This is a genomic window from Tardiphaga sp. 172_B4_N1_3, assembly GCF_052076035.1.
In the GTDB taxonomy this organism is placed as follows: domain Bacteria; phylum Pseudomonadota; class Alphaproteobacteria; order Rhizobiales; family Xanthobacteraceae; genus Tardiphaga; species Tardiphaga robiniae.
In genome coordinates this window covers 5,371,945-5,395,228 of sequence record NZ_CP197238.1, presented here as the reverse complement: position 1 = coordinate 5,395,228, position 23,284 = coordinate 5,371,945, and the positions used below count along the sequence as shown (strand labels likewise).

The following is a 23,284-nucleotide window of genomic DNA, read 5'->3' as shown; positions in this document are numbered from 1 at the left end:
GTTCGGCTTTTTTCAACGGCAATCCGTGGATGGCCGGATGAGAGCGTGAGCGCTCGCTACCTGAGGATCATGCTGCGCTTGGCGTAAGCCACGATAACGCTCAATGCGAGCAGCACGATCGCCGGAATCGGCGAACCGCCAATGACAAATACATGCGTGAAAATCGCACCGATCATGATGCAGCACAGGAGGGCCGCGCCAAACGCGACCGTTGACGGAATGATGATCAGGACCGCTCCGAGGATTTCGAGCGTGCCGGTCAGATAGCGGAACCATTGCCCAAGGCCGATATGTTCGAACTCCTCGACGAGCATCGGCACGCCGTAAAGCTTGGCAGTCCCCGCAGCGGCGAACGCAAGAGCGAGCAAGCCCCTGACGGCCCAGAGACTGATGGAGGTCCAGCGCCGCGGCGCTGACGAGGTGACGGAAGACGATGACATAAGCAGCTCCGAAGATGGTCAAAACGGTTTCGGCGGCGCGGCTGACGGCAAAGTCTGCTTCAGATCCACGGCGCGCTTTCGAAGCACAAATTTCGGCAGTAAGATGAAAAAGACAAGTAGAATGCTTTTTCTGAGATAGTATGAAAAACATGACTAATGGAAAAACAGGCGATATCGCGCTCCCCGAATGTCAGCAGGGCCGGGAAGTAGAAGATTTTCATCGGGCGCTGGGGATGATTACCGGCAAATGGAAATGTGAAATCCTCTGGCAACTGGTCCAGAACAAGCACCGGTTCGGAGAACTGCAGCGCGCGATTCCGAATGTGACGCAACACATGCTGACGACACAACTGCGCGATCTCGAGTCCAACGGACTCGTCAAGCGCACGGTCTTCGCCGAGATACCTCCGAGGGTGGAATATGAAATCACGGAATCGGCGAGAGCGCTCAGGCCGGTCTTCGACGAACTGTTCCGATGGTCGCAGGCGCATTTCTCTGCGATGCAGGCCCGATCCACGACCTCATCCGGCTCCGACGAGAGCGCAGCGCCCCTGACTCATCCTTAATCCAGAAATGGAGCGCCTTACTCGCCGGGCACCAGCCCGACCGCATGACGGCGCCCAGGCTTCGATGCCGCACGCAGGCGGCGGCGCGAGAAATACAGGATGAAGCCGGTCACGGTGAACAGCGGCATCAGGGCCGCGGCCAGCATGAACAGGATGCGGCCCGGGAGACCCAAAAATGCGCCGGTGTGGATATGCAGCACCGCCGCGAGGATGCGATCGCCCGTGGATTTATCGTTATAGCGCTCCGCCGACACAATGCGCCCGGTCACACCGTCGATACGAAATTCGTCGCGTGCTTCCTCGAATGGTGCATCTTTCGCTACCGAGCGGACACGCATGACACTTCCCGCACCATTCGGCATTTGCATGTTAACGATCGCGTAGCGGCTACCCTGATCGGCGAGGAACGTCGACCAGACCTTGTCGAATGACGGCGCGGCAGGTGCGTCAGCCGCACTCTCGGGCGCTTTCTTGCCACCCTTGGGACCTTCCTTGGCCGGGCGCGGCGCCGACGCAGTCACAGCGGGCTTGTTCGACAGCAGCGAGATGGCGCTGTCCTTGTACCAGTCGAACGACCACCACAGGCCGGTGAGAATGCTCACCAGATAGATCGGCAAAACCCAGGTCCCGGTGACACTGTGCAGCGACCAGTGAAACGGACGACCGGGCATCGCGAGATTCGGCTTCAGCCAAGTCTTGATACCGCTCTTGATGCTGCGGACGCGGCGCGGCCACCGCAACACCAGTCCGGAGATCAGCAGCACGAAGAGGCCGAGCACGGAAATGCCGGTAATCTGGCGCCCGACGCCATTGCCGTTGCCGGGCAGCAGCAGAAAGCGGTGCAGGTTGCGCAATGTGACGAAGAAGCCCTCGCCGCGCATGGCCGAGAGCACGTGACCATCATAGGGATCGACATAGACCGACGCGCGTTCGCCGCCTTCGCCCCGGGCCCGGATGCGCACGGCAGCCCCGGGATCGCTCGACATGGTCACGATGGCGACCTTGCCCGACCCGGGGATTGCCTGCACCAGCGCCACCAACGCGTCGGGTGACAATACAGGCGCCGGCCGTGGATCGACCTTCGCCACATCGCGATTCAGCGCCGCGACGATCTCGTCTTCGAAACTCAGCATGGCGCCGGTCAGACCGATCAGGCCCAGGATCAGCGAGATCGCCAGGCCGATGATGGAATGGACTTGCTGGAATGCGGATTTGGTTCGTGAGGCCATGAAAAGCGATAATTGCCAGAAGAGATTGGTCCTGCAAGGAATACCGTTCACACAGGATGGTGCTCGGAGGTCTACCGCACCGCAGCCTGAGGCGCATCGGAGCGCAGTTTGTAATAGCTCCAAGGTAGCCCAATCATGGCTGGCACGGTTGCCCCCAGAGGATCTCGCCCCGGCGATGTGCAGGCCTCCCTTTTTGTCAAAACAGCACCTATCTTGGTTTGAATCGCCTGTTTCGCCGCAGGTTACGCCATTGTAAGGCGACCCATCCCCGGGTTGTCGCTACAAATTGAAATCGTGGCCCCGCGCCTAGCGCCGGGGCCGCGCCGCTGACATTGGAGCCTGCATGACCAGCCCAGCCACCACCTCCCTGATCGACCGCGCCAATCTGGACCGCGACGAGGTTCGCCGCGAGCTCATGCGGGGGCTTCAGGGAGCTGACGATGGCGAGCTGTTTCTTGAATACAGCCAGTCCGAGGCGCTTGGCTTCGACAACGGCCGGCTGAAGCAGGCGACCTATGACACCGCGCAGGGTTTTGGCCTTCGCGCCGTCAAGGACGATGCCGTTGGCTATGCACATTCCTCCGACGTTTCCATTCCGGCGCTGATCCGTGCGGCTGATGCGGTCAATGCGGTCCGTGGCGGCTATGCCGGTACCTTTGCCGCAGCGCCTTCGCACACCAATGTGCGGCTCTATAGTGACGACAATCCGCTGGACGCGCCGGGCTTCGAGGCCAAGGTCAAGCTGCTGGCCGAAATCGACGCCTATGTCCGCGACAAGGACCCGCGCGTCCGCCAGGTCTCCGTCTCTCTCGGCGCCACCTGGCAGGTGGTCGAAATCCTGCGCCCGGACGGCGAGAGCTATCGCGACATCCGTCCGCTGGTCCGCGTGAATATCTCCGTCGTCGCCGGTCAGGGTGATCGGCAGGAAAGCGGCTCGAAGGGCTATGGCGGCCGCGAGGGCTATGCGCGCTTCATCGAGAGCGGGTCGTGGCGCACGGCAGCCGATGGTGCGCTGCGCGAGGCACTGGTGAATCTGGAATCGATCCCAGCCCCTGCCGGCGAAATGGATGTGGTGCTCGGCCCCGGCTGGCCCGGCGTGATGCTGCATGAAGCCGTCGGCCACGGACTCGAAGGCGATTTCAACCGCAAGCAGACCTCGGCTTTCGCCGGTCTGATGGGTCAGCAGGTTGCCGCCAAAGGCGTGACTGTCGTCGATGACGGCACGATCTCGTCGCGCCGCGGCTCGCTGTCCATCGACGACGAAGGCACGCCGACCAATCGAACAACGCTGATCGAGGACGGCATCCTGGTCGGTTACATGCAGGACCGCCAGAACGCGCGCCTGATGGGCATGAAGCCGACCGGCAACGGCCGTCGCCAAGGCTATGCCCATGTGCCGATGCCGCGCATGACCAACACCTACATGCTGGCCGGCCAGCGCGATCCCGCGGAGATTCTGGCTTCGGTGAAGAACGGCATCTATGCGGTGAACTTCGGCGGCGGCCAGGTCGACATAACTTCCGGCAAATACGTGTTTCAGTGCACCGAGGCCTACAAGATCGAGAACGGCAAGATCGGCGCGCCGCTGAAGGGCGCGATGATGATCGGCAACGGTCCGACCGACCTGCACCGCATCAGCATGATCGGCAACGATCTCGCGCTCGATGATGGCATCGGGACTTGCGGCAAGCACGGCCAGGGCGTGCCGGTCGGCGTCGGCCAGCCAACGCTGCGCATGGACAAGGTGACCATCGGAGGAACGGGCCAGTGACCACGGATACGGAAACCACAACCGTCGCATCGACTGCAAAGCGCTGGTCCGGCCAGCTGGCACAGATCGTCGCGATCGTCGGCATTGTCTTCGTCGCCAAGGGCGCGCTCGCCGAACCGTTCTATGTGCCGTCGGCCTCCATGGAGCCGACGCTGCTGATCGGCGATGCATTGCTGGCGACAAAGTTTCCCTACGGCTACTCAACAGCCTCGCTGCCGATCCATGTCTCCCTTCCCGAGACCGGCCGCGTCTTCGCGACCACGCCGAAGCGCGGCGATGTCGTGGTGTTTCGCTGGCCCGGCGACCGCTCCCAGGTCTGGGTCAAGCGGGTAATCGGCCTGCCGGGCGACCGCGTCGAACTGCGCGGCGGTCAGGTCTGGCTCAATGGCGTCGCGACGTCGGTGAAGGCCGACGGCATCGGTGCCGCGGAAGACGATAGCGGCGGCTCCGAACCGGCGCATCGTTATGTCGAAACCCTGCCCGGCGGCGTATCGCATCCGATCTTCAAGCTGCATGACAACGGCCGCCTCGACAACACGCCGGAAGTCGTCATTCCCCCCGACCATCTGTTCGTGATGGGCGACAACCGCGACAACTCCGCCGACAGCCGCGTACCGGTGTCGCAAGGTGGTGTCGGCCTGCTGCCGATGGATAACCTCGTCGGCCGTGTCGATGCCATCGTCGGCTCATGGGATCTCGGCGTGCGCAACCAGCCGGTGACCAACTGGCTATCGGGCTTCCGCATGGCGCGGTTCTTCACCGGGGTGCATTGAGCGCCGCGACAGCAGCATGCGCACAGCAGATTTCATTTCTGCTGTGCTGCGCAATCCGGTCCATGACGCGCTACTCTGCCGGCTGAATGAACTCGGTCTCCCGGACGCCTGGATCGTCGCCGGTTGTCTGACGCAAACGGCGTGGAACGTATTGACCGGCCGCAAAGTCGATTACGGCATCAATGACTACGACGTGTTTTACTTCGACCCCGATCTGTCGTGGGAGGCTGAAGATCGAATCATCGTCGGTTTCCGCGAGTGCGCTGACCGTACCGGTTCCCGCATCGAAGTACGCAATCAGGCCCGCGTCCATCTCTGGTATCCCGAGAAACACGGCAAGCCATACCCTGCCTTGTCTTGCGCAACGGATGGCATCGACCGGTTTCTCACCCGATGCACGCAAGTCGGCCTGAGCAGCAATGGTGTAGATGTCTACGCGCCAGCCGGACTTGATGACGTGGATGGATTCCTCGTGCGCCCGAATCTGGTGCCAAATTTCTCCGCAGAGGCGTATCGGACCAAGTCTGCACGCTGGCGGGCCCTGTGGCCCGAACTCAAGCTTCAAGCTCCGGAAGTTTGGCATCTCGACATGACCGGCGAGGCGGGACCGCGATGACGTTCGAAGATATCCGCACACTCGCGCGCGCTTGGCCCGAAGTCGACGATGGCACTTCCTACGGCACACCGGCTCTCAAGGTGCGCAAGAAACTGCTGGTCCGACTAAAGGAAGACGGCGACTCACTGGTGATGCCCGGCGTTCCGCGGGACGAGCGCGACATGCTCGTCGAGAACGAACCGAATATCTTCTATTTCACCGATCACTATCGCGATTATCCGATGGTGCTGATCCGCCTCTCCAAGGCGAAGCGCGCTCTGGTCGAACCGCTGCTGCGACGACAGTGGCTGGCGCTGGCCTCGAAGGCCGCACGCAATGCGTTCGAGACCGAAGGCTCTTCCCGTCAGAAGTAAGCGATCGCACGGCCGCATATGGCGACCGCGAACCAGATGGCGATGGACGCCAGCGCGCCTTGCCGCGCGCCCGCAGGCATCGGTGACAGCGGCGGCAACGCTGCGATCCTCGGCATGATGATCGCCTCAACCCAGACGACATTGAGCAAGCCCAGCGCGATTAGAGCCGCCTTGATCTGAAACACGCGGTTCAGCACGACATGACTCGCTTCGGCGGTAAACAGAATGCCGCCGGTGAGCACGAGGCCGAGAAATCCGGCAATGGCAAAGCGGCGCGCCCTGCGCAGCAGCGGACCGGGCGCCGTTGCAGCCAACCCGCCTGCAAGCCGGACATCCATCACCGCAATGGCACCGGCGAAGAACATCAGCGCGACGATGTGACCGATATTGGCGGACATATAGAGCCAGCGCGATTGCCGGATCGCAGCGCCAATTGCGGACGCTTCCATCGCCATGAAGATCGCGGGTGCGCCCTCAGTCATGAGCCGGCGCTATCGCAATTCGTAGGTCTTGCCGTCCACGGTGATGCGTTCGGCGCGCATCTCGTCCTTGTCGACGGTGGATGGATAGCCGAAGGCCGAGACGGTCTTGCCGACAGCCACGATATCGGCAGACGCCCCGCGCGCCGTCATGCGGGAGGTCGGCGCAAGAGTGACAGTCCAGGCCTTGTCGGACCCCTTGATCACGATCGTCGCGTGCGGGTTCTCGAATTTGCTGTTTTCGACAGGACCGTTCACGGTGACCGGATTGGCAGCGTCGTAGCTGCCCCAACCGTGATGGGCGACGGCGGCGACCGTCGTAACAGCAATCAGTAATCCAGCGCATGTCAGTGCGTGCAGGAGACGCGTCATGGCTCAACTCCCTTTATTGCTGGAATGCTACCTCACAACGCCCGAGATGAAACCCGGTTTTCGCCGCGGCGGCTTGATGTCGTTCTTCAGGAAGCAGCGCGCATTCTTGCCGGCATAACCGGGCCGCGCAAAGGTCCAGGCGCGGCATTTATTGTCACCCTGGCAGGCATCGCGGCAGGCATCGCCGTGCTCGGCCTTGTCGTCGTTCTTGATCTCGAACGAACGATAGTCGCCGCCAAAACGATCAGTCGAGGTTTCCACCGGACCGGTGCGCGGTTCTATGACGCCGGCGCCACGCACGCCGGAGACGCAGCAATAGCTCTCGACCCGCGGCGGCACCTTGTCTTTCAGCCAGCAAACTGCATTTTCGGAATTGTCGCTCGGATAGTTGAAGCTCCAGGCACGGCACTTCTTGTCGCGCTCGCAGATCAGCGCGCATTCGGCCGGATCGCCGGACAGTGAGACCGAGCGCGAATAATCACCGCCGGGACGATCGAAATTGGTTTGCGCCTGAGCGGGCGTAACGGCTGCGACCAACAGCATGGCGAGGGCTGTCAGACACGCTCTGAACAGGTTCCTCGGCATGCAGGATGACTTTCAGCGGTTTGCAAACGGCGTAAGAAGGACGCCATTGGAACGCCGGTCACCTGTACCGCTGATGAACGGATTTTCAGCTTCGCCAAGCCGCTGATCTAGAAGCAGTATTCCTTATAGGCTGGCGCCACCGAGCCACCCCAGGCGCCATGGAACCTGTCGAGCATCTGCTCGGCCGGAGTCTTGCCGGAATCCAGTATCCGATCGAGTGCCTCCAGATGGTGGGACTCATCGCGGCCGTGCGCGTCGAGCTTGCCGCGCCGGCGCAGGCCGCCATGGGCCAACTGCAGACACTCCTTGGCGATTTCGAACAGATAGCGATCCTTGATCTTCGCCTTGAAGCCCAACTTCGGCACATCGTCGCGCAACGCCTGTCGTTCCGCCGCAGTCCAGTTCTTGACGATGTCCCAGGCGGCATCGAGGGCGCTGTTGTCATAAAGCAATCCGACCCAGAACGCCGACAGCGCCGGCAAACGATCCGACGGCACTCCATCGGCGCCGCGCATTTCGAGATAACGCTTCAGGCGGACTTCCGGGAAAATCGTCGAAAGATGATTGGCCCAATCCGAGAGAGTGGGACGCTCGCCGGGTATCTTTTCGTTCTTGCCCGCGAAGAAGTCGCGGAACGACGAACCGGACACATCGATATAGGTATCGCCGCGCTTGACGAAATACATGGGAACATCCAGCGCGTAATCGACCCAGCGTTCGAAGCCCATGCCGTCTTCGAACGCCCACGGAATCATGCCGGAGCGGGCATTGTCGGTGTCGCGCCAGACTTCGGACCGGAACGACAGGAAGCCGTTCGGCTTGCCCTCAGTGAACGGCGAATTGGCGAACAAGGCAGTCGCGATCGGCTGCAGCGCAACGGAGACGCGCAGCTTCTTGACCATGTCCGCTTCCGAGGAGAAGTCGAGATTGGTCTGCACCGTGCAGGTCCGGTACATCATGTCCAGACCGTACTGGCCCACTTTGGGCATGTAATTGGTCATGATCTTGTAGCGGCCCTTGGGCATCACCGGAATCTGCGCGCGCGACCACGACGGCGTAAGACCGAGACCCAGAAAGCCGATGCCGAGCGGCGTCGCCACTTCGCGCACCTGCGCCAGATGCGCCATCAGTTCGGACTGCGTCTGGTGGACTGTCTCCACCGGCGCGCCCGACAATTCAAACTGGCCGCCGGGCTCAAGCGAGATTGCGCCGCCGCCGGTGACGTCATAGAGGCCGATGATATTGCCGGCTTCCATGATCGGCTCCCAGCCGAGCAGATGCTTCATACCGTCGAGCACCGCGCCGATGCCGCGCGGTCCTTCATAAGGCACGGGATTGTGACCGTTCAGCGTAAACGGCGTCTTCTCGTGTTCGGTCCCGATGCGGAATTCCGATGGTGGCTTCACGCCCGCCGCCAGCCACGCCACGAGTTCGTCGCGCGACTGCAGCGGCGTCATATCGATTTGGTCACGCGCCATGGAAATTCCGAATGAAAGGCGCTGCAATCTGTTGCGCGCGGTGTCGGGAACGCCCGCGGCCCGTGCGGGTCGCGAACGCAGGCAAAAATTTAAGGTTCATCGCGCCGGCGCGGCGTCTCTGGCGGCCGGCGATGTCACTGTCGATGCCGCTTCTTGGCACGCGCAGCCGAGCCGGTCGAGCAGGCCGCACAGTTTTGCTGCATCTGCGTCGGACAGTTTCGAGCCGACATGTTTCTCGATCGCCGTTGAATAGGCGCAGCCCATCTTCTTGTGCAACTCGCGCCCGGCAGCCGTGATCTCGACGAACAGGCCGCGCTTGTCCATCTTGCATTCGCGGCGTGCAGCCAGGCCTTCGTCGACCAGACGATCGATCAGCCGCGATGTCGAATATTGCGGTATCAGCATCTGCCTTTCGAGCTCGACCGGGCGCATCTCGCCGGTCGGCGAGCGCGACAGCTCGGCCAACGCGTCGTACCATGCGAGCGGCGGAAAACCGGCGCGCTTGAGGTCCTGCTCGACGCCGTCCAGCACCCGGCTCTGGATTCGCATCAGGCGGATCCAGGCGGCTGTCGCCTCGGTGGAAGGTTTACGTTTCATGGCTCAGTCCAAATGGTGGCGGCACCCTAGCCCACTTGATGCAGCTGCATCAATCTTGACTCGTTCATGCAAATGCATTTAGTCACCCGCGTGGTTAAACCAATGTCTTCAGGGAGGAATTTTCGATGAAGCTGTATTATTCGCCAGGCGCCTGTTCGCTCTCGCCTCATATCGCACTTCTCGAAGCTGGCCTGCCTTACGATCTCGTGAAGGTCGACCTCAAAGCCAAGAAGCTGGAAAATGGCGACGACTATCTCGCCATCAACCCCAAGGGCCAAGTGCCAGCCCTCGGCCTCGACAGCGGTGCGCTCGTGACCGAAGGTCCGGTTATCGTGCAGTACATCGCCGACCAGGCCGCTGCCAAAAATCTGGCGCCGGCCAATGGCAGCGATGCACGCCGCCAGCTGCAGGAGTATCTTGGCTTCATCAACGGCGAGCTGCACAAGAACTTCAGCCCGCTGTTCCAGCCGGTGTTCGACGACGAAGTGAAGGGCTTCTTCAAGACCCGCCTGATGGGCAAGTTCAAATATCTCGATGGCCAGCTCGCAGGTAAGGACTACCTGCTGGGCAAGGATTTCAGCGTCGCTGACGGCTATCTGTTCGTCATGCTGAAATGGGCCGACCGGATGAGCATCGATCTCTCCGAATTCAAGAACCTGATGACCTACAAGGACCGCGTCGCTGCCCGCCCGCAAGTGCAGGCCGCGCTGGAGAAGGAAGGCCTGATGAAGGCGGCGTAAGCTGCTGGCATCGCGCTGAAATACGAAAGGGCCGGATCAATGATCCGGCCCTTTTTGTTTGTGTTGGATGCCGCGTTGATCACCACATGATAGACTTGGCGCTGTCGTCCCCCCTCCCCTTGCGGGAGAGGGTTAGGGAGAGGGGTGGCCGCAAATCGCGACGCCCGAGTTCTGGGCACCCCTCTCCCCGGCCCTCCCCCGCCTAGCGAAGCTTCGCTTCGCCTTGGAGGGAGGGAGCATTACGGTCCGTGCTATCGACTACGCCGCCGCGAGCTTCTTCGGCGGGAAGCGGCCGTAGAAGGTCTCGCCCTTGGCGGCCATCTCTTCGAGCAGCTTCGGCGGGGTGAAGCGGGAGCCGTATTTAGCTTCAAGCTTGTGGCAGAGCTCGACAAACTTCTTCGTGCCCATGAAGTCGATATAGCTCAGCGTACCACCGGTGAACGGCGCGAAGCCGAAGCCGAGGATCGAGCCGACATCGGCTTCGCGCGGATCGACGATCACGTGATCCTCGACGGTACGGGCAGCTTCCACCGCCTGCACCACCAGGAAGCGCTGTTTCAGCTCCTCGACATCGAGCGTATCGGGATCGACCGGTTTCGGCAGCAGCGGAGCGATACCCTTCCAGAGAGCTTTCGAGCCCTTGCCCTTCGGCGGATACTCGTAGAAACCCTTGCCGTTCTTGCGACCGAAGCGCTCCTGCTTCTCCACCATCTCGACGATCAGCTTCTTCTGCGCCTGATCGACGGCCTGCGAACCGAGATCGGCTTCGGTGGCCTTCATGATCTTCAGCACCAGATCGAGCGCGATCTCGTCCGACAGCGACAGCGGCCCGACCGGCATACCGGCCATCTTGGCGGTGTTCTCGATCATCGCCGGCGGCACGCCTTCGAGCAGCATTTCGAGGCCTTCGGCCGTGAAGCGCAGCACACAGCGATTGGCGAAGAAGCCGCGGGAGTCGTTGACGACGATGGGCGTCTTGCCGATGACGCGGACATAGTCGAGCGCAGTGGCCAGCGCGACATCGCCGGTGTTCTTGCCGACGATGATCTCCACCAGCATCATCTTCTCGACCGGCGAGAAGAAGTGAATGCCGATGAACTTGGACTGGTCCGCGAATTCTTCGGCGAGCGAGTTGATCGGCAGCGTCGAGGTGTTCGACGCGATGATGGCGCCTTCCTTCAACAACGGCTGCACCTTCTTGTAGATCTCGGCCTTGACGGCGCGATCCTCGAACACGGCCTCGATAACAAGATCGCACTCCTTGATAACGTCGAAGTCCGCCGTTGCCGTGATCCGCGCCATCAGCGCCGTCTTGTCGGCTTCCTTGGCGCGGCCCTTGGCGATCAGGCCATCGATGGCTGCGATGCAATGACCGAGGCCCTTGTCGGCGCTGGCCTGATCGCGATCGATCAACACGACCTCCATGCCGCCACGCGCGGAGACGAAGCCGACTGATGCGCCCATGAAGCCGGCACCGATGACGGCGAGCTTCTTGACCTTGGTCGGCGGCACGTTCTGCGGACGACGCGCACCCTTGTTGAGCTCCTGCATCGACAGGAACAGGCTGCGGATCATCGCCGCCGCTTCCTTGGTCTGCAGGATATGCGCAAACTGGCGTGACTCGACACGCAGCGCCGCATCCATCGGCAGCTGCAGGCCTTCATAGACGCACTGCATGATGGCGCGGGCCGCCGGATAATTGTCGAAGGTCTCGCGGCGATAGATGGCGTTGCCAGCGGGGAACATCATCATGCCCTGCTTGGAATAGACGGGGCCGCCGGGCAGCTTGAAGCCCTTCTCGTCCCAAGGCGCGACAGCCTTGCCTCCAGCCTTGATCCACTCCTTCGCGGCCGAGATGAGATCGGCTGATGGCACCACCGCGCCGACGATACCCATCGCCTTCGCCTTGACGAGATTGATCGCTTCGCCCTTGAGCAGCATCTGCATCGTGTCTTGCGGCTGCAGCATGCGCGCCAGGCGCTGGGTGCCGCCGCCACCTGGGAACAGGCCGACCTTGATTTCAGGCAGACCCAGACGCGTCTTCGGATTTTCCGCAGCAACGCGATAGTGGCAGGCCAGCGTCAGCTCGAACGCGCCGCCGAGCGCGAGGCCGTTGATGGCCGCGACCCATGGCTTGCCGGAGGTCTCGATCTTGCGCAGCGTCAGCGACAGCTTGCGGCTCTCGTCGAACAGCATCTGCTGCGCGGCTTCCTCGCCCTTGGCAGCCCTGGTCTCGGCAAACACCTTGCCCATGCCTTCGAGCATCGACAGATCGGCACCGGCCGAGAAAGCTTCCTTGCCGGAGGTGATGACAACGGCCTTCACGGCGGCATCCGCAGTGGTCTGATCGACGATGGCCCCGAGTTCCTCGATGGTCGCTACGTCGAGCACATTCATCGAACGGCCGGAGATGTCCCAGGTGACGAGCGCGATGCCGTCGGCGTCGGTCTCAACCTTGAAGTTCTTGAAGGTCATGTTGGCCACTCCTTACACGCGTTCGATGATGGTGGCGGTGCCCATGCCGCCGCCGATGCAGAGGGTGACGAGGGCCGTCGATTTGTTGGTGCGCTCGAGTTCGTCCAGCACGGTGCCGAGGATCATCGCGCCGGTGGCGCCGAGCGGATGGCCCATGGCGATGGCGCCGCCGCAGACATTGATTTTCTCATTGTCGATATCGAAAGCCTGGATAAAGCGCAGCACCACCGAGGCGAAGGCTTCGTTGAGCTCGAACAGATCGATGTCCGACAGCTTCATGCCGGAACGCTCCAGCACCTTCTTGGTGACGTCCACCGGACCGGTGAGCATCATCGCCGGCTCGGAGCCGATATTGGCAAAGGCGCGAATCTTCGCGCGCGGCTTCAAGCCCGCCTTCTTGCCGGCCGCCTCGCTGCCGAGGAGCACGGCGCCAGCGCCATCGACGATACCCGACGAGTTGCCGGCGTGATGGACGTAGTTGACGCCTTCGATTTCCGGATGCGACTGGATCGCCACGGCATCGAAGCCGCCCATCTGCGCCATCGTCACGAAGGACGGCTGCAGCGCGGCCAGTGACTGCATCGTCGTGGACGGACGCATATGCTCGTCCTTGGCCAGAATGGTGAGGCCGTTGATGTCCTTCACCGGAATGACCGAGTTCTTGAAGCGGCCTTCATCCCAGGCCTTGGCAGCGCGCTGCTGGCTCTGCACCGAATAGGCATCGACGTCGTCGCGGGAGAAACCGTATTTGGTCGCGATCAGATCTGCCGACACGCCCTGGGGCATGAAATAGGCGGGCACAGCGATCGAGGGATCGACCGGCCAGGCACCACCAGCCGCGCCGATACCGACGCGGCTCATGCTCTCGGCACCGCCGCCGATGGTCATGTCGTGCTGGCCCGACATGATCTGCGCCGCGGCGAAGTTCACAGCGTCGAGGCCGGAAGCGCAGAACCGGTTGATCTGGATGCCCGGCACGTCATTGCCGTAGCCGGCCGACAGCGCAGCCATGCGCGCGATATCGCCGCCGGCTTCGCCGACCGGATCGACCACGCCGAGGATGACGTCATCGATGGTGCCCGGCTGCAGGTTGTTGCGCTCCTTCAGCGCCTTCAGCGGCGCAGTGGCGAGCGCCAGTGCAGTCACCTCATGCAGCGAGCCATCGGCCTTGCCGCGGCCGCGCGGCGTGCGAACGTGATCGTAGATATATGCCTCGGGCATTCATTCTCTCCCGGTTGTCGGATAGTTGATCTATCGGCTCGTCATTGCGAGGAGCACTTGCGACGAAGCAATCCAGTCTTCGCTTTTGGCTTTCTGGATTGCTTCGCTGCGCTCGCAATGACGGCGTGTGTTGGTGATGACGGAGTACTTATTAATCTCAGAACGCTTCCGCAGGAAGCTCCATCGTCGTCGCGCTTCCGGTCTGGATGCGGGCGAGATGGAGTGCGGTTTCGGGCAACATCCGCTCCATGAAGAAGCGGCCGGTGACCAGCTTGGTCGTCAGATAGGGTGTCGCGCCATCAGTGGCAATCTTGTCCTGCGCCACCTTGGCCATCTTCGCCCACATATAGGCGAAGGCCGTGAGGCCGAACAGCTGCATGTAATCGGTGGCGCCGGCACCGGCGTTGTCGGGCTTCATCATGGCGTTGTTCATCAGCCACATGGTCGCCTGCTGCAGATGACCGAGCGCATTCGAGAGCGGATCGATGTAAGGCTTCATGGCTTCGTCAGCGCCATGCTCCTTCGCAAATGCGCCGACCTCGCCGAAGAACGCCATCGCGGCACGGCCGCCATCGCGCGGCAGCTTGCGGCCGACCAGATCGAGTGCCTGGATGCCGTTGGCGCCTTCATAGATCATGGCAATACGCGCGTCGCGCACGAACTGCTCCATGCCCCATTCGGCGATATAGCCGTGGCCACCGAACATCTGCTGCGCTGAGACCGCGTTGGCAAAACCGCCATCGGTGAGCACGCCCTTCAGCACGGGCGTCATCAGGCCCATATGATCGTCGGCAGCCTGACGCTCCTTCGGATCGTCCGAGCGATGCGCGACGTCGCTCTTCAGCGCGGTCCACACCACCATGGCACGGGCGGCTTCGTTGAAGGCGCGGATGGTGAGCAGCGTGCGGCGCACGTCCGGATGCACCATGATCGAATCGGCCGGCTTGTCCGGCGACTTCGGCCCCGTGAGCGAACGGCCCTGCAAACGGTCCTTCGCATAGGCGACCGCGTTCTGATAGGCGACTTCGGACTGCGCAAGGCCCTGCACGGCAACGCCGAGACGGGCTTCGTTCATCATCACGAACATGCCCTGCATGCCCTTGTTCTCTTCACCGATCAGCCAGCCGGTGGCGCCGTCGTAATTCATCACGCAGGTGGAATTGCCGTGGATGCCCATCTTGTGCTCGATCGAGCCGCACATCACGCCGTTGCGTGCGCCGATCGATCCATCGGCATTGACCATGAACTTCGGCACAACGAACAGCGACACGCCCTTGATGCCGGCTGGTGCGCCCTCGATGCGGGCCAGCACCAGATGGATGATATTGTCGGCAAGGTCGTGCTCACCGGCCGAGATGAAGATCTTGGTGCCGGAAATCTTGTAGCTGCCGTCCGCCTGTGGCGCGGCCTTGGTGCGCAGCAGGCCCAGATCCGTGCCGCAATGCGGCTCGGTCAGGTTCATGGTGCCGGTCCATTCGCCGGCGACCATCTTGGGCAGGAACATCGACTTCTGCTCGGGCTTGCCGTGCACGATGAGTGCTGCGGTCGCGCCCATGGTGAGGCCGCCATACATCGAGAACGCCATATTGGCGGAGATCTGAAATTCGGCGACGGTCTGCGACAGCGTCACCGGCAGGCCCTGGCCGCCGAATTCAGCGGGAGCCGAGAGGCCGAGCCAGCCGCCCTCGGCGACCTGCTTGTAGGCTTCCTTGAAGCCTCTCGGCGTGGTCACGCTGCCGTCGTCGTTGCGCTTGCAGCCTTCGAGATCGCCGACGCGATTCAGCGGCTGCAGCACTTCTTCGCTGAGCTTGGCGGCTTCGCCCAGAATCGCCTCGCGCACATCGGCAGACGCGTCGGCAAAGCCGGGCAGATTGTTGTAGCGATCGAACTGAAACACGTCGTTGAGCAGGAAGCCGACGTCTTCGAGCGGGGCTTTGTAGCTGGGCATGGAATTCTCTCGGTTTGAATTCGATTGATCGGATGATACGGCGCCGCCGTGTCAGATTTACGCAATTGTTATCGGAGATGAAGCAGGCAGCTGGCGGCTCATTGCCGCGCCAATTCCTCGCCCATCAACCGGTGCAACAGGTTGATGGCCTTGAGCGGCCTGACCATCACCTTGAAGTGGGTAATGCGGCCATCAGCGGCGAAGGTGATCATGTCGACGCCATTGATTTTGATGCCTTCGATCTCGTTCTCGAATTCGAGCACCGCGCCGTTGTCACTGCGCCATTCGCCTTTGTAAGCGAAGCCAGCGCCACCCAGCACTTTCTCTGCAGTCGTCAGATACTTGAACACGATCTCACGGCCCCGCTGCGGCGCATGCACGACCGGGCTTTCGAACACGGCGTCCGGATGCAGCAGGTCCCACAGCATCGCCCGATCATGAGACCGCATGAAGCTGTACCATTTATCGAGGCCGCTCACGCTCATCGGCTCTCCCTCCCGCATCGGGCACTGTTCGGCCAGCGCCGCTCCATACACTTCTGCATGGAGGTTAACGCCAGAGCGTGGATTTCGTCAATACACATGTGTATGGTCGGGGAATGGATGACCAACTGACCAAGGACCGCCTGACACGCTCGGCCTGGCTCGATCACGGGCTGAGGATCCTCGCGCGGCAGGGCGCCGATGCGCTGAAGGTCGGTGCGCTGGCCACCGGGCTGAATGTGTCGCGCGGTAGTTTCTACTGGCATTTCAAGGATATATCTGAATTTCGACTGCAGCTTCTGCAGCGCTGGCAGGAGCGGACGACCGATCAGGTGATCGAGGGGATCGACGCCTCGGTCGCTGGCGCCGCACGTCTGACCCACCTGATGAAGCTCGCTTTCAACGAAGACCGCAGCCTGGATCGCGCCATCCGCGCCATGGCCTCGACCGACACAGACGTCGCCAAAATGGTCGCCTCGGTGGATGCGAGGCGGGTCGGCTATATGGCGAAATGGTTGATTGAGGCCGGGGTAGAAAGCCAGCGGGCACTGCCCCGCGCCGAGTTTCTCTATTGGGCCTATATCGGCCAGTCCGCGGTGATGGATCCGCGCCACAGCGCCATCACCGAACTGGATGTCGACGATTTGAGTGCGCTGTTTACGCGCTGACGCCAAAGTCAGAGACATCCGATCCTACCTGCAAATCGGCGCAAGTATATCAGCGAGTTAACTTTTAAGGCTGGCCGAGCCCGATCCTTAACCCGTTATTTACCCTAACCCTGAAAAGTCCGGATCAGAGGCAGACGACCCGCGCGCGTTACGATTGTCTTCACAATGGGACGCGCGGGGGAGGCTGCAGGCGCTGGTGGGCGTCAAGCTCGGAACCGGACCAAAGCATGAATTCGCGCGTATCGTGGAGTGTTGACGGGATTGAGCCATCGGTTCGCGAGCGGGCCGAAGCTGCGGCGCGCCGTGCCGGCATGTCGCTCGGCGACTGGCTGAACTCGACCATCGGCGAAGCTCCCCCGCGCTACAACTCGCCCAATGCACGCCCTCGCGACCAGGAACGCCCCCTTACCCCGCGTGCAGCGCTGCCGCAGCGCGACGCTGCCGATGTGGTCGAAATCCACGAGCGGCTCGATGCCATTGCCCGGCAGATCGAATTGTTCTCGAAGCCTGCCCAGCGCAGCAGCGAGCCCGGTGTTGCGCGCCAGCTCAATGATGCGATTTCGCGGCTTGATGCGCGTTTGTCGCAGATCAGCGAGCCCACATATCGCCCCGCGCCGCAGCAGCCGCGCATCGATATGGTCGAGCGCGCCGCCAATCAGGTCTATAGCGCGTCGCCACCGATCGATCCGTTCTCGCTGGATTTCGCCATCGCCGAGATTGCCGCCCGTCAGGGTGAGCTCGATGGCACGCCGCGCATGGCGCCGCCGATTGCGCCGTCCTTCGTGCAGCCGCCTTATGCACACCCCGCCCCGCCGATGCCGCAGAGCTTCATGCCGGACATGTCCGGCCTGGAGCGGCAGCTGTTCCAGATCACGACCAAGATCGATGCGCTGCAGCGCCCGGACAACAATATCGAGCAATCGATCGCGGCCTTCCGCGGCGAACTCGCCGAGATCCGCAACGTCATCACCGAAGCGATGCCGCGCCGCGCCATCGAGTCGATCGAGAACGAGATCCGTGAACTCGGCCGCCGCATCGATGACAACCGCCACAGCGGCATCGACGGCGACGTGCTGGCCAATCTCGAACGCGCCCTCGCCGACATCCACAAGACGCTGACTACGCTGACGCCGGCCGAACAGCTCGCCGGCTTCGACGAGGCGATCCGCAATCTCGGCGGCAAGATCGACATGATCGTGCGCTCGAGCAACGATCCCGGCACCATGGAACAGCTGCAGGGCGCGATCGCCGCGCTGCGCGCCATTGTTTCCAACGTCGCCTCCAACGAAGCGCTCGGCCGTCTCAGCGACGACCTGCAGACGCTGTCGTCGAAGGTCGATCAGCTCGCACGCGCCGACAACAGCGATTCATTTGCCGCGCTCGAAGCGCGCATCATGACACTGACGGCAGCGCTGGAAAATCGCGAGCGCCCGGCTGTCATGGCCAGCTCGGATCATCTGGAAACCGCATTGCGGACGCTGTCCGAGCGTCTCGACCATATGCCGGTCGGCAATGACTCGTCGTCGGCCTTCGCGCATCTCGAACAGCGCGTCTCCTATCTGCTCGAGCGGATGGAGAGCATCACCGATACGCGCGGCAACAATCTCGGCCGCGTCGAGGACGGGCTGCAGGACATCCTGCGCCATCTCGAACGCCAGCAGTCGATGTTCGCCGCGCTGGACAATCCCCGCAGCAAGGCGCCATCGGTCGATCCCGGGCTGGTCGACACGATCAAGCGCGAATTGTCCGACATGCGCTTCAGCCAGTCGGAAACCGACCGTCACACGCAGGATTCGCTTGAGGTCGTACACTCCACGCTCGGCCATGTGGTCGATCGCCTCGCAAGGATCGAAGGCGATCTGCGCGCCGTCAGCGCCGCGCCGGCCAAGCAATCCGCGCCCGTTGCAACACCCGCTCCGACCTCGCGCCCCGCGACTGCACCAGATGTTTCGGTGCCGGCTCCGCCGCGTCCGCAGATGCCCAATCCGGTGAAGCCACAGGCTGCGCCGTCGCAGGTCGAGGTGCGTCCACCGCAGGTTCATTTCGATGCCGCGCCGCGCGACTTCGCGGCTACGGCGATCTCGCACGAACCGGCATCGGCCTTCCCGATGCCGAAGGCGATCAGCGACATTCTCGATCCACCACCCGCGCCAAAGCCAGTCGCGCAGTCTGCATCCGCTACCGAGCGTCCGTCGCCGCGCCCGATGGTTGACCCGGCCCTGCCGCCGGATCATCCGCTCGAACCTGGCACGCGTCCGCAGGGCCGCGGCGCATCGCCATCCGAACGCATCGCCGCGTCGGAAGACGCGATCAGCGAAATCGCCGGCAATGCCCCCGAACAGGCCACCGCGTCGAGTTTCATTGCTGCCGCGCGTCGCGCCGCACAGGCCGCCGCCGCAACCGGCAACGACAAGTCCAGGTCTGACAAATCCAGGACCGACAAATCGAAGGCCACCAGATCCGGACCGCAGCTCGCCGATAGCGAAAAGTCGTCCTCCACGATCGGCTCGAAGATCCGCTCGCTGCTGGTCGGCGCCAGCGTGGTCGTGATCGTGCTCGGCTCGTTCAAGATGGCGATGACGCTGCTGGACAGCGGCTCGCCGGCGCCGGTGGCCGAGAATATTCACTCGGCACCGCCGCTGCAGCTGAACGCGCCCGAGCCGGCCGAGGCCCTGACCAAGCCCGCCGCTCCGGTGCCTGCCACGCCGTCGATGACATCACCCACCCCGATCGGCAAGCAGTCGCTGATCGCACCGCCGCCCACCGCCGTCGAGCCCGCGCCGCAGCCAGTGCCACAGGCCGCGCCTGTGCCATATGTGTCGCCCGATGTGACCGGCAGCATTGCCGCGCCGCAGGCCAGTGCCGCCGGGCCGGTGTTGCCGTCGAGCGGTCAGAAGATCACCACAGCCTCGATCCCCGCCGGCGAGCGCCTGCCCGAGACCATCGGCAGCACCGCGTTGCGCAACGCGGCGCTCAAGGGCGACGCCTCTGCTGCGTTCGAAATCGGCGTCCGCTATGCCGAAGGCAAGGGCGCAGCGCAGAACTACGACGAAGCCGCCAAGTGGTATGACCGCGCGGCGCAGGCCAATGTCGTGCCGGCCATGTTCCGCCTGGGCGCGCTGTTCGAGAAGGGCCTCGGCGCGAAGAAGGATCTAGACGTCGCCCGCCGCTATTACGTGCTCGCCGCCGACCGTGGTAACGCCAAGGCGATGCACAATCTCGCCGTGCTCGATGCCGACGGCGGCACCAAGGGCGCCAACTACAAGAGCGCGTCGTACTGGTTCCGCAAGGCAGCCGATCGGGGCGTCGCCGACAGCCAGTTCAATCTCGGCATCCTCTATGCCCGCGGCATCGGCGTCGAACAGAACCTCGCCGAGAGCTTCAAGTGGTTCAGCCTCGCCGCCTCCCAGGGCGACGTCGATGCCGGCCGCAAGCGCGATGACATCGCCAAGCGTCTCGACCCACAGTCGCTGGCCGCCGCCAGGCTGGCGGTCCAGACTTTCGCGCCGGAAGGCCAACCCGATGACGCCATTAACGTGGCCACTCCCGCGGGCGGTTGGGATGCTGCGCCGGCACAGGTCGGGGCGAAAGCATCGATGGGCAAGCGAGCTGCGCGCTAAGACAGATTTTTCTGGCCGCCGGATCGAACCGGCGGTCTTATTTCCTCAACAAACCTTCAGCAGACTTGCCGCGGTGAAGTGCGCGCCGGGCCGGACTGAACGACGAGGAAAACTGGTTTGTCTTTTCGAAATGACGACACATCGGGGGACGCGGAACGCCCATCAGGGATTCCTACGGTCAACCCCTGGGCCGCAGGTCCCGCCGAGCCGTCTGCCCCACCGCAGCCCCCGCTGCCCGAGCCACCGCGCAGCAAATGGTTCAACTGGCCCTCGGTCGCATTCGCGGTCGTAATATTCGGCGGTATCGGCGCGCAGGCCTATCAGGAGCTCTCCAAACCGGAGGCCTGGGCCTATTGGAAAGACCTCTATATCTCGCCGAGCATGGCGTCTTCGGAGGTCGGAAGTCTCGATCCGGACAATTCGGGCCGCGGCCGTCCAGCGCTGGCGATCACGGGCGAGATCGGGCCAGCCACTGCGAGCTGGTTTCGCGAAAAGCTCGATGAAGCCAAACTCGCGCCCGGCGATACCGTGCTGCTGTCGTCTCCAGGCGGAAATGTCGGCCAGGCCATCATCATGGGCGAGATCATCCGTGCGCGCGGGCTGACCACCGCCGTGGGCACGGTGGATTCGGCCGGCCGGATCAAACCGTCCTACTGCGCCAGCGCCTGCGTGATGACCTATGCGGGCGGCAAGGCCCGCATAGGCGTCGAGGGCTCGCGGCTGGGCGTCCACCGCTTTGTATCTCCCAAGCCGGGCGCTGACCCCACCGCATCGGCGCAGCGCACCATGGGCTATGTGCTGAACTACATGACCAAGATGGGCGTCGCCTCGTCGGCCGTCGAGGCGATGTCAGCCACCGAGAAAATCCGCTGGCTCGGCACCAGCGAAGCCGCCGCCATGAACCTCGTCACCGATCCGGCCAGGAAGTCGTGACACCGCGGGCCTGCGCCTGGCCCAACAAAATTTACCACCTTGAAAGGTGTATCATCGTTAGAGGCGGAAAACCGCGCCTGTACCGGATTCTTTAATCCCATCAACGGACGATATCGTCTAAGACGGGGACGCGGCTCGCAATCCGCGCCGCCTCCAGAACCACGCCATGAGCGGTTTCGGCCCAACTCAGGGCCAGAATCCCGAAGCGAACGCGCGTGCAACTGTATCTCCCGATCGCCGACATTCCGATCAATGTGTTGCTCATCCTGGCGATGGGCGCTGCGGTCGGCTTCGTCTCCGGCATGTTCGGGATCGGCGGCGGCTTCCTGATGACACCGCTACTGATTTTCGTCGGCATCGCCCCCGCGGTGTCGGTCGCGTCAGTGGCGAGCCACATTGCCGCCTCGTCTTTCTCCGGTGCGCTGTCCTACTGGCGACGCCGCGCCATCGATCCCGCGCTTGCGACCGTCCTTCTGACCGGCGGCGTGGTCGGCACAGCGCTCGGGGTGTGGGCCTTCACGCAGCTGCGCAATCTCGGCCAGCTCGACCTCACGATCTCGCTGTCCTATGTGATCCTGCTCACCGCCGTCGGCAGCTTGATGTTCTGGGAGGGCCTGCGCGCGCTGCTGCGCATCCGGCGCGGTGATCCCGTGAACTTGCGCCGGTCCGGCAGCCATAGCTGGGTCCACGGCCTACCGCTCAAAATGCGGTTCAAGCGCTCCAAGATCTATCTCTCGGTGATCCCGGTGATCGCCGTCGGCCTCCTGATCGGCTTCATCGGCGCCGTGATGGGCATCGGCGGCAGCTTTATCCTGATCCCGATCCTGATCTACTGGCTGCGCATTCCGACTTCGACGGTCATCGGCACATCCATGGTGCTGACGCTGGTCACTATGGTGATCGCAACATTGCTGCACGCCGTCACCAATCATCTGGTCGATGCGGTGCTGGCCCTCATCCTGATGGTCGGCGGCGTCACCGGCGCACAATTCGGTGCCCGCGCCGGACAGAAGATTCGCGGCGAGCATTTGCGCCTGCTGCTGGGCCTGCTGATCCTGGCGGTCGGCGTCCGCTTCGCGGTGGAACTGGTCGTTCGCCCCGCAGATCTGTTCACGATCCGCGATACCGGAGGCGTCGCTCCATGATACGCGCGCTCCCGATCATCGCCGCACTCGGCATCGGAATGCTCGCCCCGGCCCGCGCCGAACAACTGATCGTTTCGGTGTCGAACCATCGCGTGACCGTGACGCCGAATTATGCCGGCGAGGAACTGGTGCTGTTCGGCGCTGTCGAGAAAGACGACAAGACACCGCCCGGCCGCAACAACTACAATCTCGTCGTCACCGTCAACGGACCGCGCACCGACCTCATGACCCGGCGCAAGGAGCGCCGCTTCGGCATCTGGATCAACACGGATTCGCGCCAGTTCCTGCAGGTACCGTCCTATCTCGCCGTGTTTTCCAACCGTCCGATGGACGCCATCGCGCCTGCCGACGTGCAGCGCCGCCAGCAGCTCGGAATCAATAACGTCCTGCTGACCCAGCGCGTCGGCACCGACTATGCGGACGTCGTGGCGACAGACCCGTTCCGCAGCGCCTTTGTGCGACTGCGCAAGGAACACGGACTGTATCGCGAGGAGACCTCAGCGGTGACATTCCTGACACCGACGCTGTTCCGAACCAGCATTCCGCTACCCGCCGAAGTGCCCATCGGAACCTACGATGTCGAGATCAAACTGTTCGCCGACGGTGCGCTGATCTCGAAAGCGGAGACGGCGTTCGATATCGTCAAGGTCGGCTTCGAGCAGTTCGTCGCCAATGCCGCGCGCAATCACGGTTTCATCTACGGACTGCTCACCGCCGCGATGGCGCTGATGTCCGGCTGGGCCGCATCGATCGTGTTCCGGCGGGATTAACTCTACTCTCGCCCCCGTCATTG

General features: G+C 62.9%; 22 protein-coding genes. 11 read left to right on the top strand and 11 right to left on the bottom strand.

Annotation, left to right across the window (positions count from 1 at the left end):
- Positions 1-56: 56 nt before the first annotated feature.
- On the bottom strand, positions 57-440 hold the full coding sequence (locus tag AB7783_RS25520) for a DoxX family protein (protein ID WP_184513040.1): 384 nt from the start codon (positions 438-440) through the stop codon (positions 57-59).
- A gap of 233 nt (positions 441-673) precedes the next feature.
- Between AB7783_RS25520 and AB7783_RS25515 the strand changes: the two genes are divergently transcribed.
- Entirely contained in the window at positions 674-1,006 is a 333-nt protein-coding gene (locus AB7783_RS25515) for a winged helix-turn-helix transcriptional regulator (protein WP_441279764.1), read from the top strand.
- Positions 1,007-1,023: 17 nt separating this feature from the next.
- On the opposite strand, the gene AB7783_RS25510 is transcribed toward AB7783_RS25515, so the two are convergent.
- Complete coding sequence (locus AB7783_RS25510) at positions 1,024-2,235, bottom strand: PepSY-associated TM helix domain-containing protein (protein ID WP_441279128.1); 1,212 nt, start codon at positions 2,233-2,235, stop codon at positions 1,024-1,026.
- Positions 2,236-2,578: 343 nt separating this feature from the next.
- On the opposite strand from AB7783_RS25510, the gene tldD reads away from it, so the two are divergent.
- The 4 genes from tldD to AB7783_RS25490 are packed head-to-tail and all read left to right on the top strand — an operon-like array spanning position 2,579 to position 5,748.
- On the top strand, positions 2,579-4,006 hold the full coding sequence (gene tldD / locus AB7783_RS25505) for a metalloprotease TldD (RefSeq protein WP_089266822.1): 1,428 nt from the start codon (positions 2,579-2,581) through the stop codon (positions 4,004-4,006).
- Positions 4,003-4,779, top strand: coding sequence for a signal peptidase I (lepB, locus tag AB7783_RS25500; protein ID WP_441279127.1), 777 nt, complete (start codon positions 4,003-4,005; stop codon positions 4,777-4,779). The genes tldD and lepB overlap by 4 nt, the downstream gene beginning before the upstream one ends.
- Positions 4,780-4,795: 16 nt before the next feature.
- Positions 4,796-5,395, top strand: coding sequence for a nucleotidyltransferase family protein (locus AB7783_RS25495; protein WP_441279126.1), 600 nt, complete (start codon positions 4,796-4,798; stop codon positions 5,393-5,395).
- Positions 5,392-5,748, top strand: a complete 357-nt coding sequence (locus tag AB7783_RS25490; protein ID WP_441279125.1) for an MmcQ/YjbR family DNA-binding protein — start codon at positions 5,392-5,394, stop codon at positions 5,746-5,748. The genes AB7783_RS25495 and AB7783_RS25490 overlap by 4 nt, the downstream gene beginning before the upstream one ends.
- On the opposite strand, the gene AB7783_RS25485 is transcribed toward AB7783_RS25490, so the two are convergent.
- From AB7783_RS25485 to AB7783_RS25465, 5 genes are all read right to left on the bottom strand, one after another.
- Positions 5,739-6,230, bottom strand: a complete 492-nt coding sequence (locus AB7783_RS25485; RefSeq protein WP_441231295.1) for a DUF6644 family protein — start codon at positions 6,228-6,230, stop codon at positions 5,739-5,741. The genes AB7783_RS25490 and AB7783_RS25485 overlap by 10 nt on opposite strands.
- Positions 6,231-6,239: 9 nt before the next feature.
- Positions 6,240-6,599, bottom strand: coding sequence for a DUF6152 family protein (locus AB7783_RS25480; RefSeq protein WP_441228438.1), 360 nt, complete (start codon positions 6,597-6,599; stop codon positions 6,240-6,242).
- 27 nt (positions 6,600-6,626) lie between these two features.
- Complete coding sequence (locus tag AB7783_RS25475; RefSeq protein WP_116664682.1) at positions 6,627-7,142, bottom strand: PAN domain-containing protein; 516 nt, start codon at positions 7,140-7,142, stop codon at positions 6,627-6,629.
- A gap of 149 nt (positions 7,143-7,291) precedes the next feature.
- On the bottom strand, positions 7,292-8,662 hold the full coding sequence (locus tag AB7783_RS25470; RefSeq protein ID WP_441279124.1) for a glutamate--cysteine ligase: 1,371 nt from the start codon (positions 8,660-8,662) through the stop codon (positions 7,292-7,294).
- A 96-nt stretch (positions 8,663-8,758) separates the two neighbouring features.
- Positions 8,759-9,259: a MarR family winged helix-turn-helix transcriptional regulator gene (locus AB7783_RS25465; RefSeq protein ID WP_441279123.1), complete on the bottom strand. Its 501-nt coding sequence runs from the start codon at positions 9,257-9,259 to the stop codon at positions 8,759-8,761.
- Positions 9,260-9,384: 125 nt separating this feature from the next.
- Between AB7783_RS25465 and gstA the strand changes: the two genes are divergently transcribed.
- The gene (gene gstA, locus AB7783_RS25460) at positions 9,385-9,999 is read left to right on the top strand and encodes a glutathione transferase GstA (protein WP_120288156.1); all 615 of its coding nucleotides are present in this window, start codon (positions 9,385-9,387) and stop codon (positions 9,997-9,999) included.
- Between the two features lie 258 nt (positions 10,000-10,257).
- On the opposite strand, the gene AB7783_RS25455 is transcribed toward gstA, so the two are convergent.
- From AB7783_RS25455 to AB7783_RS25440, 4 genes are all read right to left on the bottom strand, one after another.
- Complete coding sequence (locus tag AB7783_RS25455) at positions 10,258-12,474, bottom strand: 3-hydroxyacyl-CoA dehydrogenase NAD-binding domain-containing protein (RefSeq protein ID WP_441279122.1); 2,217 nt, start codon at positions 12,472-12,474, stop codon at positions 10,258-10,260.
- A 12-nt stretch (positions 12,475-12,486) separates the two neighbouring features.
- Positions 12,487-13,695: an acetyl-CoA C-acetyltransferase gene (locus tag AB7783_RS25450; protein ID WP_068732581.1), complete on the bottom strand. Its 1,209-nt coding sequence runs from the start codon at positions 13,693-13,695 to the stop codon at positions 12,487-12,489.
- A 157-nt stretch (positions 13,696-13,852) separates the two neighbouring features.
- Entirely contained in the window at positions 13,853-15,643 is a 1,791-nt protein-coding gene (locus tag AB7783_RS25445) for an acyl-CoA dehydrogenase C-terminal domain-containing protein (protein WP_441279121.1), read from the bottom strand.
- 98 nt (positions 15,644-15,741) lie between these two features.
- Positions 15,742-16,128: a nuclear transport factor 2 family protein gene (locus AB7783_RS25440; RefSeq protein WP_309940602.1), complete on the bottom strand. Its 387-nt coding sequence runs from the start codon at positions 16,126-16,128 to the stop codon at positions 15,742-15,744.
- A 113-nt stretch (positions 16,129-16,241) separates the two neighbouring features.
- On the opposite strand from AB7783_RS25440, the gene AB7783_RS25435 reads away from it, so the two are divergent.
- From AB7783_RS25435 to AB7783_RS25415, 5 genes are all read left to right on the top strand, one after another.
- Positions 16,242-16,793: a TetR/AcrR family transcriptional regulator gene (locus tag AB7783_RS25435; RefSeq protein WP_089266810.1), complete on the top strand. Its 552-nt coding sequence runs from the start codon at positions 16,242-16,244 to the stop codon at positions 16,791-16,793.
- 227 nt (positions 16,794-17,020) lie between these two features.
- Entirely contained in the window at positions 17,021-20,413 is a 3,393-nt protein-coding gene (locus tag AB7783_RS25430) for a hypothetical protein (RefSeq protein WP_441279120.1), read from the top strand.
- A 117-nt stretch (positions 20,414-20,530) separates the two neighbouring features.
- Positions 20,531-21,346 carry a hypothetical protein gene (locus tag AB7783_RS25425; protein ID WP_441279119.1) on the top strand — a complete coding sequence of 272 codons (816 nt, stop codon included), beginning with the start codon at positions 20,531-20,533 and terminating at the stop codon, positions 21,344-21,346.
- A 215-nt stretch (positions 21,347-21,561) separates the two neighbouring features.
- A complete protein-coding gene (locus AB7783_RS25420) occupies positions 21,562-22,491 on the top strand; it encodes a sulfite exporter TauE/SafE family protein (protein WP_439073442.1) in 930 nt (309 codons plus the stop codon).
- Positions 22,488-23,261 (top strand): TIGR02186 family protein, encoded by a 774-nt coding sequence (locus tag AB7783_RS25415; protein ID WP_068737508.1) that lies wholly within the window; start codon positions 22,488-22,490, stop codon positions 23,259-23,261. Before AB7783_RS25420 ends, AB7783_RS25415 begins: the two co-directional genes overlap by 4 nt.
- The last annotated feature ends 23 nt before the right edge of the window (positions 23,262-23,284 follow it).